The sequence below is a fragment of the Martinezella tropici genome, from assembly GCF_003287875.1.
Classification (GTDB): Bacteria; Pseudomonadota; Alphaproteobacteria; order Rhizobiales; family Rhizobiaceae; genus Rhizobium; species Rhizobium tropici_C.
In genome coordinates this window covers 41,555-54,962 of sequence record NZ_QMKK01000056.1, presented here as the reverse complement: position 1 = coordinate 54,962, position 13,408 = coordinate 41,555, and the positions used below count along the sequence as shown (strand labels likewise).

The 13,408-nt window shown below is 58.5% G+C and carries 7 protein-coding genes; 5 read left to right on the top strand and 2 right to left on the bottom strand.

Features of this window, described 5'->3' with window-relative positions:
- Positions 1-3: 3 nt before the first annotated feature.
- From DQ393_RS29585 to DQ393_RS29570, 4 genes are read left to right on the top strand one after another with little or no spacing between them, the layout of a single operon-like run.
- Entirely contained in the window at positions 4-1,863 is a 1,860-nt protein-coding gene (locus DQ393_RS29585) for a DNA methyltransferase (protein WP_112345279.1), read from the top strand.
- Positions 1,850-3,970, top strand: coding sequence for an N-6 DNA methylase (locus tag DQ393_RS29580; RefSeq protein WP_112345278.1), 2,121 nt, complete (start codon positions 1,850-1,852; stop codon positions 3,968-3,970). Before DQ393_RS29585 ends, DQ393_RS29580 begins: the two co-directional genes overlap by 14 nt.
- Entirely contained in the window at positions 3,967-7,212 is a 3,246-nt protein-coding gene (locus DQ393_RS29575; RefSeq protein ID WP_181592438.1) for a hypothetical protein, read from the top strand. Before DQ393_RS29580 ends, DQ393_RS29575 begins: the two co-directional genes overlap by 4 nt.
- Before the next feature lie 13 nt (positions 7,213-7,225).
- Entirely contained in the window at positions 7,226-8,311 is a 1,086-nt protein-coding gene (locus DQ393_RS29570) for a restriction endonuclease PLD domain-containing protein (RefSeq protein ID WP_112345277.1), read from the top strand.
- Positions 8,312-8,650: 339 nt separating this feature from the next.
- Here DQ393_RS29570 and DQ393_RS29565 read toward each other — a convergent pair whose 3' ends face one another.
- Together DQ393_RS29565 and DQ393_RS29560 are read right to left on the bottom strand one after the other, a co-directional pair.
- Positions 8,651-9,682, bottom strand: coding sequence for a pyridoxal-phosphate dependent enzyme (locus tag DQ393_RS29565; RefSeq protein WP_210209440.1), 1,032 nt, complete (start codon positions 9,680-9,682; stop codon positions 8,651-8,653).
- Positions 9,675-10,292, bottom strand: coding sequence for a recombinase family protein (locus DQ393_RS29560; RefSeq protein ID WP_112345275.1), 618 nt, complete (start codon positions 10,290-10,292; stop codon positions 9,675-9,677). Before DQ393_RS29560 ends, DQ393_RS29565 begins: the two co-directional genes overlap by 8 nt.
- 95 nt (positions 10,293-10,387) lie before the next feature.
- On the opposite strand from DQ393_RS29560, the gene DQ393_RS29555 reads away from it, so the two are divergent.
- Positions 10,388-13,291 carry a Tn3 family transposase gene (locus DQ393_RS29555; protein WP_112345274.1) on the top strand — a complete coding sequence of 968 codons (2,904 nt, stop codon included), beginning with the start codon at positions 10,388-10,390 and terminating at the stop codon, positions 13,289-13,291.
- The last annotated feature ends 117 nt before the right edge of the window (positions 13,292-13,408 follow it).

Here is a 13,408-nt window from a genome sequence, read left to right as displayed (position 1 = left end):
CGAATGCGCGTCTCAAGTTCTAAGCAGCGGCAGCCTGCCAGGGCCGTTCCCGAAGCGTCTCTCGATGCGCTTTATCGACGTCCTCTCGCTGCCAGCCGCTCCGGCTCGCTTTTTGGCGCTTTCCCGTATCCGACCAAGATATCTCCAGACGCGATCGCACTATACATCGCCGCGCATACACGTCCCGGCGACACCGTTTTTGACGGGTTCGGTGGTAGCGGTACCACGGGACTTGCGGCTCTGCTTTGCGAGCGGCCAAGCGACGCGTTGCGCGCCGAAGCCAAGCGGCTGGGTCTGGATGTGCAGTGGGGCGCCCGCAATGCCGTTCTGTATGAGCTTGGCGTACTCGGCGCTTTCGTTGGCCGCACACTGACCAATCCGCCTGATCCCGCCGCCTTTAAGAAGGCCGCGGAAGACGTGCTCGCCGCTGGCATTGAGCAAGATGGCTGGATGTACGAAGCGCGCGATCCTTCCGGAAAGAAGGGCTCTCTTCGTCACATAATCTGGAGCGACAGCCTTCGCTGCCCGCGCTGCCGGAAGGTCGTCGGTCTGTGGGATGCCTGTGTCTCTCTTGAGCCCGCTGAAATCTCGTCCACCTTTTCGTGCCCCAAGTGCGATCATAGTTGCGCGCTCGACGAAGCGCAGCGTGTCACCGTCACAGAGGCCGACGATGTTCTTGGGGAAGATCGTGAGCTGCGCCACCGCACCCCGGCCCGCATATACGGCTCCACCGGAGGAAAGCTATGGTCCCGCGCGCCTCACGCCTCTGATCTTGCGCTGATGAAAAAGATCGCCGCAGAATCGATCCCTTCCTGCGTTCCCAAAGCCATGATTCCGTGGGGCGATCTTTACAGGAAAGGTTATCACTTAGGGATTTCGCACGTTCATCACTTTTATACACGGCGCAATCTGATTGTCTTCGCGCGCATGTGGAAGCGCGTCGAATCCTATAGAGGAGCTTTGCGCGAGGGATTGCGTTTCTGGCTTCTCAGCTACAATGCCTCGCACGGTACCATTATGACCCGTGTCGTGGCCAAGACCGGCCAGAAAGACCTCGTGGTCACCAGCGCGCAGCCGGGCGTTCTCTATATCAGCGGTCTTCCCGTCGAGAAAAATCTGTTTGCCGGACTGAAGCGCAAACTCTCGACGATCACCCAGGCATTCGAGCTGATTCACGGCAGCAGTGGCAAGATCGAAGTCGTCAACGGTTCAAGCTGCCAAGTCGATCTGCCGTCCGGCAGTATCGATTATGTCTTCACCGATCCGCCTTTCGGCGCGAACATTCCTTACGCGGAACTAAACTTCATCAACGAGGCGTGGCTCAAGAAATTTACCGACAGAACCGATGAAGCCATCGTTAGCCCAAAACAGGAAAAATCAGTCGACGCGTATCGAGAATTATTGACGCGCTCCTTCAGCGAAGCTCGCCGGATTCTGAAACCCACGGGACAAGCCACGATGGTGTTTCACTCAGCGTCCGCCGAGATTTGGAATGCGCTGCAGCGCGCCTATCAGGATGCGGGGTTTGACGTAGAACACGCGGGCGTTCTGAACAAGACGCAAGGCAGCTTTAAACAGGTCACGACAAAAGGCGCAGTAAGCGGCGATCCCGTCCTTTTGCTGGGGCCACGGCGGGACTGCGAAGACCATGGCGTGGAAAATGTGTGGAGCGTTGCGGCAGCCCTGCACAGTGAGGCCACTGCAGCCCGCGATCCAGCTGAATCAACGGCGCCTCGGCTCTATTCGCGTTTCGTGAATTATTTCCTCAGCCGCCAGCAGCAGGTGCCGCTGGATGCGGATGTTTTCTACCGCTGGTTTGCCGAGCAGTCACCAAGGGGAGCGCTAGTCAGTGCCGGCGAGTGACGCTCTAGCCGAGATACGAACGGCCGCGCGGCTCTTTGAAGAGAATTTGCCACCGGCGCAGCGCAAGCGCTTGGGGCAGTTCTTCACGGGACTGCCCCTTGGCAAACTGCTGGCGCACCTAGCGCTCGACGACGAGAACGTCACAATCCTTGATCCCATGGCCGGGAACGGCGACCTGCTGGACGCTGCCGCCAGCGCTGCGCAGGAACGTGGTATTGCGGCGACGCAGCTGGACGGCATTGAGGTCGATAACGCTACTGCAGCCTGTTGTCGGCAACGCGCCGCGGATTTGTGGGGCCGTTCAGCAGGTGTGAAAAGTGCGGTCATAGCGGGAAGCGCCTTCGATCCGGCCGTCATCCGGCAGCTAAGACCCGAAGGGTACGATCTGGTTATCACCAATCCGCCCTACGTCAGATACCAGTCCCAGAAGGGCGACAAGCACGGCAGTGCGGCCATCCGGGAGGGGCTGTGCTCCATTATCGAAGAGCGGACGAGCGGCGCAGAGTCGAAGCTTTGGCAGATTCTCGCCGCGGGTTATTCCGGCCTTGCCGATCTCTCTGTGCCATCATGGATTTTGTCTGCCGTCCTGACGCGCCCCGGCGGCCGCCTTGCAATTGTGGCTCCGGCAACCTGGCGCTCACGGGATTATGCGGACATTGTCCGCTACCTTCTTCTGCGGTTCTTCGCGCTTGAATTCATCGTGGACGACACCCAGCCCGGCTGGTTTTCGGATGCGCTGGTCCGCACAAACCTCATTGTCGCACGACGGCTGACGGATGACGAAGCAGCAGCGCCACTCGCAGAGCGGACCTCATGGGCTAATCCCCGGTGGCTCCAGATTGCACCGCCCGCAGCGAACGCGGAGTCGTTGGTGGGCTTGGCATTTTCCGGGATGCATCCAGACGCGGCCTTCGCGTCTTGGGCGCGAGCGGGGGGAAGCGCCGTCCCGAATATCGATAATCGTCCCTTCGCTCTCACGGAAGAATGGAAAACCTTAGCGCAGCGACTGCAGGGCAAAGCTTGGTTCCAAAAAGCTGAAGGCACGACCAGTCGTGCTGCAGCGCGCGCACAAGGCCGCGCGGCTGCAGCTGTACCCGAACCTTTACAGGCGCTGCTCCCTTCGGGGAGCACGTTAGCTGGTCTGCAGACGCTCGCAGAGGGACCGATCAAGGTCAGCCAGGGGTTGCGTACGGGCTGCAACCGATTTTTTTACGTCACCATGCTTGCCGAGCATAGTGACGGTACGGCCACCATTGAGGCCTCAGAGAGTTTTCAAAGGCTGCGATTCAAGGTGCCGCAAGAGGTCTTGCGGCCCGTACTTCACCGGCAGACAGACATCCCCGGCTTTGCGCGCGGCCAGATACCGAGTGCGCGTGTTCTTGAGCTATCGAATTGGGTGCTGCCTGAGGATAGGGAAACGGTACTGAAGCACGAGAGTGCATACCGGGCAGGCCGCAAAACTCTCCCCCGGCAGATGCCCGAAGAGCTTGCCGCTTTCGTGCGCCGCGCCTCCCGTCTTGCACTCGACCCTGCCGAGCCTTCACGTTTCATTCCTGATCTCTCGGCTGTTCGCACCAATGTGAAACGGCCGGGCATTGCCCACCGGATTCCCGGCTTCTGGTACATGCTGCCTGCGTTTTCGGCGCGGCATCTGCCATCGATTTTTGTACCGCGGATCAATCACGGTATAGCCGCCGTGTCGTTGAATACTCTCCCGCCGATCCTGATTGACGCCAACTTTTCGACCCTGTGGGCGGACGGCACTCGATGGACAAACCACGGTCTCTACGGATTGTTCAGCAGTGTCTGGTGCCGGGCCAGCATGGAGGCTTTGGGTACACCGCTTGGCGGCGGCGCGCTTAAGCTGGAGGCCACACATATCCGCCAGATGCCTGTTCCGGTTTTCTCCGACGCCGATTGCCAGAAACTCGGATCGCTTGGGCAGCGTCTGGCTTCCTCGGATTACGCGTCGCTCGCAGATATAGACCAGCTCGTGCTTGCGGCCGCGTTTCCCTCAGCCAACAAATCCGAGCTCACAAATTACGCCCGGCATATTTACGAGCGGCTCGATGCCTCTTGTTCCGCCCGTCAAAGGATTGCGTCTTGAGTGCAAATATCGAGAATGTTCGTCAGGCCATCGCCCGAGCCCGTATGCTACGGGACGGTGGTCATGTGGAAGCCGTACTGCGCAGTGAGCTCCAGGGGCGGCTGCGCGTCATGTTCCCTGATATCGCTCATGTCAGCTGGATTAACAACTATACTGAAGGTGCCGAGGCACACACAAAAGTTGGCGTCGCGTCGGGGAAGGCGGCGTCGCGTTTCATCGATAACCTGGTCGGCTCGACCACGATCGAGTACGAGGCTGATCTGCGGATCGCAACGAAGCGCGATACCGGTTATCAGCAGGTCCGTGAGCAGGCCGCTGGCCTTATCCGCAGCGGAGTGCCCCTGACATCGGTAAGAGGCGTACTTTCCGATACGGTGGATTGGTACGCATACGATGCGGTCTTAGCACCCGGCGTGGACACAACCTCTTGCACAGCGGAAGATGTTACGCTCGTGCAGATCGATGAACTACGTCTTTTAGACGACGGGGAGGTTTCGGCGGAACGCCTCGCCGCGTTCATACTGAAGCATCTGGCGCGCGAGCAATCCCGTCCGCTGCGCGCGGATTTTCTGGCTTCTGATCTTGGCATGGACTCGCTGACCTACAAAAGCAGTGCTGCGCCGCTGGTCAAGCTCGTTGAAGAAGGGCGCAGCTCCTATCCCTCTGCAAGCCTTGCAACGGAATTATGGTCCCATTTTGTGGATCATCTGGAGGGATCAACCGGGACATTCCGTACACAAGCGTATGTGGACGAAGTTTACGTCACGCTCTTGGCGCGCCTTTTGAGCGCCAACGTGCTTCAGGGTAAGGCCCTTCTCAGCACGGACGAAGAGCTCCGGACAATCCTCAATGGTGATTTCTTTCGCCATAAGTACCAGCTGGAAAACGTCGTCGAACAGGATTATTTCGGCTGGCTTTTGGATGTGCCCTATATCGATAAACTCGTTGTCATCGCCCGCGACCTCCAGCGCGATTTATATGCCTATGATTTCGGGTGGCTGGCTGAAGAAGATTTGTTTGGCCGCCTGATGGCGCAGCTTGCCCGCAGCAGCCAGCGCAAACTCCTGGGGCAGGAATGGACGCCGCACTGGCTTGCGCGTTTGCTGGCCGACAGATGTCTTGATGGCCTTCCGGCCGGGGAACCGCCCCGCCTTGTGGACATGTGCTGCGGCTCTGGCACTATCGTCGCCGAAATCATCAAAGCCACGCGTGCGCGGTTCGGATTCGCCGATATCGAAAAGCTCGGCGATGTCGCTACCGGCTTCGATATCGACCCGCTCGCCGTCAGTCTGGCCAAGACAACGTGGGTTGTCAGTCTAGCAGCGGAGATCAAGGCGGCGACGAAGCCGATTACCATTCCGATCTATCACGCAGACTCTCTTTTCGCTGTCACTCCGGTTTCAGCATCCGTGCCACTTGTCGGGGAAGACGAGACAATACCGGTCTCACTTGACGGCATGACAGTGCAGCTCCCGACCGCACTGGTGCAGCCGGAATACCGGGAGTTCTTCGACCGCATCGTTGACTGGGCCTATGACGAAGCGAGAGATGCGCAGGCGCGCGGCGCCGTTACGCCATTCGCCAAGAGCGACGCGGACAGCTTCCTTGACGGCGCCATCGCGGCATTCGGGATCACGCTGCCGGCCGAACTCCATAAGCAGCTATCCGAAGCCCTCTATCCGCTCGCACATCGCATGGCAGAGCTCGCGGTTGCCGGGAGAAACGGCATCTGGGCTTTCATTCTGCGCAACACCTACCGGCCCGGCCTTCTTACCGGGCATTTCAACGGCCTTGTATCGAACCCGCCGTGGCTGGCGATGAGCGGGCTTGCCGACAATCCCTACAAGGAGTTGCTTAAAGGGCGAGCCAAGCTCTACGGCATCCAGCCCGCAGGTCAGTCGTTCCTTCATCTTGAATTGGGCACGATGCATCTGTTGCATGCCATCGACCGCTATCTTGGTAAGGATGCCTCGGTCGCCTGCCTGGTGCCAGGCACCATCCTGAATGGCAATCACCACGAACGCCTGCGCCAACATGATTTCCTTAGCAGCGAGCGGCCCGTACCATTTGAAATATCTGAGGTCTGGCAAGTGGCGCCGGGCACTTTCAAGTATCCCGGCGCGGCACTGATCGGCCATAAGCGGTCAGGGTCCGCGTCGTTGCCGTTGACCGCCTTTTCTGGCGTTCTTGCGGCATCCACAGGCCTTGAAGCCGTCGATTTTTCGATACGGAAACTGGGTGATACGCGGAGCGCCTGGGCGCTCGAAAAGAGCGGCGGACCTGCTGCAGCCGGGGGAATGACCGACCTGCCACAGCAAGGGGCTGACCTCATGCCGCGGACGGCCGTTTGCGTTGAGATCTTGCAGAATACAGGTGCGGAATGCCGCGTAGATACTCCGGGTGCGGCGTCGCCGTGGCAGTTCACGGTAAAGTCGGCCAAGGAAATGGCCAAAGAGACGTTTCCAGGTTATGCCGCACCGCGATTTATTTACAAGATGGCGCAGTCTGAAAATCTCCTTCCCTATGTTCTCGGGGTTCACCGGGCACCGCTCGCCCTTCCGGCACTTCGAGCAGCTAACGGAGCGTGGACCGTGCTTGACGAGTCCGAGATTAGAAAGCTCGGCCTGATCCAGACTGCGCGCAGGTTTGCTGCCATCAACAAAAAGCTGAAGGACGTAGGCAAAGGAAAGACCTTGCAGGAGAGAGTGGACGAGCGTGGAAAGCTGGCAAAGCAGATCTTTGGGTCCGAGGGATTCCTTATGCTGGCAGGTGCCGGAGGCAAGAATATCTGTGCAGCCTGCGTCCCATTGTCCGAAGCCAAAGACCTGGTGGTTGACCAGACCTTGTACTGGAAGGTGATAGAAGGCAAAGGAGAGGCCTGGTTCCAGGTGGGAATGCTGAACAGTCGCGCACTGACAGAGGCCACGTTACCCTTTAATCCCAAAGGCGATTTCAGCGAGCGGCACATACATACCCTGCCTTATCGCCTGATGCCGCACTACGATGCAGGAAATGACGACCATGCCAGGATCGCCGCGCTAGCCGAAGAAATTGCGGCCCTCGCTGCGGCACACGCGAAGGCCGACGCTTACTTGAGTGATCCTGCAAAGGCGCTTACGGCTCGTCGGCGCAGGATGCGGGAGTTTCTCGACGGTTGGCCGTTGGTTTCTGAGCTTGAAGGGCTTGCCCAGGCGGCCCTTGGCGTGACCGCGGAGGCTGAGATGAGCAAAATCCGACTTTAACAGGAGAGCCTGGTTGCTGATCGTTCAAAGTGCTGCAGAGCCCGCGGCTATTCGCAATGCCATTGTCGATCTGATCGCACCTGCGCCAATATCGATGCAGGTTGCCGCAGCTTACGTGACGAGGGGCGGGTCGGACATTTTGCTCACCGCCGTTGTGAATGCGGCTGGTCCGGCTGCGTTTGCCGCGATGCCCAAAGTTCTCATTACCTCCTTTGATTTCGGCCTTACCGAGCCGCAGGCCCTCCGCCAGTGGCTGGCCTTGCCTAATACCGAAGTGCGGGTTTCGGGAGCGCAGCGGCTGATGGAAGGTTCTCTGTTACCTACTCGGGCGTTTCATCCCAAGCTCTATGCGTTCAATACCGATGTGCATCACTGCAATGCGCTCGTCAGTTCGGCCAATCTCACGTCGCGTGGATTCAGCGTGAATACGGAAGCGGCCTGGGCGCAGCGCGATGTTCCACGCGGTGAGATGGACGCGGCCTTCACCAGTGTGAGCTTCGACACTGTGCCCCTCACTGAGACCATTCTGCTTGCCTACGAAGGGTTGCGGATCGCGCAGCCGCCGCCGCCTGAAATTCAGCAGGAAACCCAACCGGTCGCACCGCCCGCGCCGCTAGGCGCGGCGGCGACGCAGCTCTTCCGGCTGGCCATTGCCAACGGCGCAATAAACCCGGCTAATTTTAATGCCATGTGGGTACAAGGAGAAGCGCTTCAGGGTGGTTCACGTAGTCAGCTGGAGCTTCCTCGCGGCGGGCACCGGTTCTTTGGGTTTGCCTTCAACCAGTATGACTATCCTAATAATTTGACAATCGGGCAACCGGTCATCCGCAGCGGTGCTCGCGTGTGGACTGACCGGCGTCTTACGTGGCATGGCAATAACGGCATGGAACGCATGAACCTCCCCACATTGACGCAGGGCGGCTTCAATTATGCTGACACAGCTGTGATGTTCCGGAGGCTGGCGGATGGTTCGTTTGAATTAATTGTCACCCCGTGGGATTCCGACCTTGCGCTTTCCTGGCGGCAGGCATCGACGCAGCGCGGAACGCTTTTCCGTCTTGGGGCAATTGCTACAAACAGGCTTGTTGGTCTGCTGTGATCCATTCTTGCAATGCGGCCAGCGACAACAACACTGGCCGAGACGGACAATCTATGAAATTGCCTTCTGCTTGTCCTAAGGCAAGCGGCCCGTCCCCCGAGGCTTTGATGTCAACTATGACTTCATCCGGTGGCGGTACCGCGCCGTTGCGTCCGCGCGACGGGTCTTTCGGCGCCAGAACAAGATGGGGTGGTTGCCTCACTACAGGGTTGAATCGGTGTCACGTGACGCACGATTTGCGGCTGGAGATAATAATAATACCACTGCTCCTGAACGGTCAGAACCAACGAGCCCGTTATTATAGATGGGGTCATTTGCGGGAGGGGGCGAAATACTACCTTAAGGCCGAGATAGGAGCTGCGCACTCATGTGCCGACGGCCTCGTTCAGTCAGGGTGAGGTAGGATTCCGTATCGATGTTCGCCCCACAAACCACGATGCCAATGCACTTTCCGACTATCCTCTGACGCAATGGACCGATGGCCCCGGCAAGGGCGGCTGCGGCGGCAGGCTCTACTGCTAATTTTGCCTCTTCCTGATAAATTGCCATCGCCGCGCAAATATCGTCGTCCGATACCGTGACGATGTCATCGACGTAATGGGCGATCACGCTAAAAGCGAACGGTAGCGCCATCGGCGGTGCAAGGCTATCCGCCACCGTCATAACGCTATCGAGGGTAACCGGCCGGCCCTCGGCCAGGCTGAGCGACATTGAGGCTGCCCCCTTCGGTTCGACACCATAGACAGCACAACGCGAATTGATCTGCTTGATTGCCGCCGCAACGCCGCTGATCAGCCCTCCTCCGCCAACACTAATTATGACCGCATCGAGATCGGGAATAGCGTCAATAAATTCGAGGCCGACGCCTCCTGTGCCAAGTGTAACATTCTCCCCTTCAAAGGGGTGGATTAGCGTGCGCCTCTCCTCCCTTACGATACGTTCAACCTCGGCAAATGCTGCAGGACCGCCATCCTTGAAGATTACCTGTGCGCCTTCCGCCTTCGCCCGCCCAACCCGGAAAGAATTTGCTGACGACTGCATCACGACCTTTGCCGAGAGGCCAAGTTGGCGGGCGGCCCAGGCGGCCGCAATTGCATGGTTGCCGGCGCTAACAGCGGTGATGCCGGCTTCCCGCTTTTCCAGTGGAATGGAATGTGCATTTGACAACGCACCTCGAGCCTTGAAGGTACCGGTCTTCTGGAAGCGTTCGAGCTTGAGGAAAACTTGCCCTGTGTCGAAGAGTTGCGTGACGAAGGGCGATGCAAGTTCGACAACAGGCGTCTCGAAAATAACGCCAGCCAATAGGGCTGCCCGACCTTGGATCTTGCTGAGTTCAACTGCCGCAACAGGGTTTTGAGACATCTCATTCATGATTCTTGCTTTCTATGCGGTCCCGTTTCGCTATGTCTGCGACGGTGTTCTTGCTGATGCCCAGGTCACGAGCGATCCACCGATAGCTGCGGCCTTCTGCGATCGATGCCATTACTCTCGGCCCAAGTCGATCCGATTTGGGGCGGGCTCCGGGCCGGCGGCCGAGCCTCTTGCCGCGTGCCTTGGCAGCGGCAAGGCCGGACTTGACTCTTTCGCTAATCAGGTCGCGTTCAAATTCCGCAATGCCGGACAGGAAGGTCGCGAGCATTCGACCATGCGGAGAGGATAAATCGAAGGTCATGCCGTTCATGGCGATGACCGAGACTTTCCAACTTTCCAGTTCGCGCAGCGTGTTGAGAAGATCGATGGTCGAACGCCCCCAGCGAGATAGCTCCGTGACGAGGATCGCGTTCACTTTTCGGGACTGAGCAAGGGCCATGACTTTCCTGCGTTCGGCACGATCGAGTTTCGCGCCGGAGCCTGTCTCCTTGAATATCGCAGCAACCTCATACCCAGCTCGGTCAGCGAAGGCCGTGAGGTCACGCTCTTGCCGCTCGCATGACTGGTCGGCGGTCGAAACGCGACAGTAAATGGCGGCGCGCTGTCCCAATTGAACCCTCGTGGATTTTGGTGCCGGAAGACCTTGATTTGTAAGGGCCGATTGTTGTCCAGAACAGACTATACTTCAATAGGGACAATACCTGCATGCCACGGCGCACCATTCTGACCGAACGACAGCGCGAGAGGCTGTTCGATCTGCCAACTGACGAACCGTCATTGCTTCGCCACTACATATTAAGTGACGGAGACCTGCGGTGCATCAGACTACGCCGCCGTCCTCGAAACCGATTGGGGTTTGCTCTTCAGCTTTGTGCATTCCGATATCCCGGCCGTCTCTTGCAGCCAGGCGAGATGATTCCGCCCCCGATGTTGGCCTTCATCGGCGCACAGATCGGTGTGGCGGCTGAAGAACTTGCGGAATACGGTGCCAGATCGGAAACGCGCTACCAGCATTCGACGGCATTGCAGCAGCTCTATGGCTATCGACCATTCGAAGGTCAGGTACGCGCGAATATGCTTACATGGCTCAAGGAAGCTGCGGAGGGGTCAAGAACGAATGATTTATTGGCTGCGGAGTTTCTAGCGGAACTGCGTCGCCGCAACGTCATCGTCCCGGCGGTCTCGACCGTTGAACGGTGTTGTGCCGATGCTTTGGTCGCCGCCGAACGGGCGATCGCGTCCCGTATCACCTGGCGTCTGGATGCACAAAGCCGCACTCGCCCCTCGTCCCTGCTTTCCGAAACTGCAGATGGTCGGGTCACGCGTTTTGTGTGGCTGCGTCAGTTCGAAGCCGGTTCCAATTCCAACGATATGAATAGCCTCCTCGACCGGCTGGACTTTCTACGCGAGCTCGCCATCAAGATTGGCACTCTCGACGATATCCCCCCTTTCCGCGTGACCGGTCTGCGCCGCCAGGGCGAACGCTATTCCGCCGATGGAATGCGGGATCTGCCGGAAAATCGACGATTGGCGATATTGGCGGCGTGCGTTGTGGAATGGTCGGCTATGTTGGCGGATGCCGCCGTCGAGACGCATGATCGTATCGTCGGAAAGCTCTATCGTGCCTGTGAACGCAAACGGGATGAGCTCTTGCAAGCCGAGCGCGCCTCGATCAGCGACACTCTGAAAATGCTTTCCCGCTACGGCGACGCATTGATCACTGCGCATGATGAGCAGGACGACTTGGGATTGGCCATCAGAGAAGGTGGTGGTTGGGATTTACTCCGCCAAACTGTCGCGCAGGCGGCCGCGCTGACAGGCAAAGTCTCGGCAGATCCGTTGGAATTTGTGACCGATGGATATGCCCGGTTCCGGCGGTATGCGCCTCGGTTTCTGGAAGTTCTGGCGTTCCGCGGTGGGCGTGGCGCGGACTCGCTTCTCGACGCATTGGAAATGCTGCGCCGCCTCAATCGCCGCGGACATCGTACTTTGCCGGTGAATGCACCGCTCGACTTTGCCCGAGCCAAATGGCGCAAAAGGATTCTGAAGGGTGGAAAACCAGATCGTCAAATATGGGAAATCGGGATCTTGTTCGAACTTCGCAACGCCCTGCGCTCAGGCGACATCTGGCTGGCAGACAGCAGGCGATATCGCGAGATCAGCACAGCCCTGGTCCCGATTGAAACCGTCTCCGAAACTGCGCGGTTGGTCGTTCCGCTGGAAGCGGACGACTGGCTTCACCGTCGAAGCCAGGTTCTCAAACATGGCATGGCGCAAATTGAAGGTGCCAACGAGGCCGGTATTCTTGCAGGTGGGGCCATCATCGATGGCAAGCTTCAGATTGATCGACTCGAAAAGGCAGCGCCGGAGGAGGCTGCCGCGCTCGTCTTGAAACTCTATGAAGGCATGCCGCTTGTTCGGATCACTGACATCCTCATTGAGGTCGATGAAAAGCTGCACTTCACCGATGCCTTCACTGATCTCCGCACGGGTGTTGCCTGCAGCGATCGTATCGGCATCATGACCGTTCTCCTCGCCGATGGCGTCAATCTCGGTCTCAGGAAGATGGCCGACGCCAGCGACACCCACACTTTCTGGGAGTTGCTGCGGATCGGCAAGTGGCACGTTAGGGAGGAAACAACAGCACGCGCCCTTGCGATGATTGTTGAGGCGCAGTCGAAATTACCTATGGCCCGCTTTTGGGGTGACGGAACCACTTCGTCTTCCGATGGCCAACACTTCCCGGCAGGGTCGACCGGAGAAGCATTGAACGTCGTCAATGCCCGGTATGGTAATGAGCCAGGGCTTTCGGCATACAGTCACGTCTCCGATCAGTATGCGCCATACTCGACCCAGGTCATTCCCGCGACAGCTCACGAAGCGCCCTATATTCTCGATGGTCTGCTGCAGAATGACACCGGAAGGCAAATCCGCGAGCATTATGCCGATACGGGCGGCTTCACAGATCATGTTTTTGCCATTTGCTCTGTTCTCGGCTTCCGGTTCGCACCGAGAATCCGCGATCTGCCGGACAAGCGGATCTATGTTCCCGCGACCAATGAGGTGCCACCTGTGCTTCAGCCGATGATCGGCGGCCGGATCAACACTCGGCAGATCCGTGAAAATTGGCCCGATATCCTGCGGCTGGCCGCCAGTATGGCCGCCGGGACCGTCGTACCCAGCCAGATCCTCCGAAAGCTTGCCGCCTATCCACGTCAGAACAGCCTGGCACTGGCGCTCAGAGAGGTCGGGCGTCTCGAGCGCTCGATCTTCATGCTCGACTGGCTGAGCGACATTGATCTGCAGCGCCGAGCGCAAATCGGATTGAACAAAGGCGAGGCCCATCATGCCCTGAAGCGTGCGGTCAACTTCAACAGGCGAGGTGAAATCCGAGATCGGTCGTCCGAGGGCCAGCAACATCGAATTGCTGGTCTCAACCTCCTCACTGCCATCATCATCTATTGGAACGCATGGAAGCTTGGCGAAATCGTCGCGGAGCAAATTGATAGCGGTGAGCAGATCGACCTCGGGCTCCTACCCCACGTCTCACCACTCGGATGGGAGCATATAACGCTCACTGGAGAATATCGATGGCCGCCGTTAAGGTAGTATATCGCCCCCTCCCGCAAATGACCCCTAGATGCCCTGCGCAGCAAATTTCTTAGGCAAATTAACCAGCTTGCTCTCCCGTAATGATTGGTTTGTGGCCGCTAGCCGACGGACGGG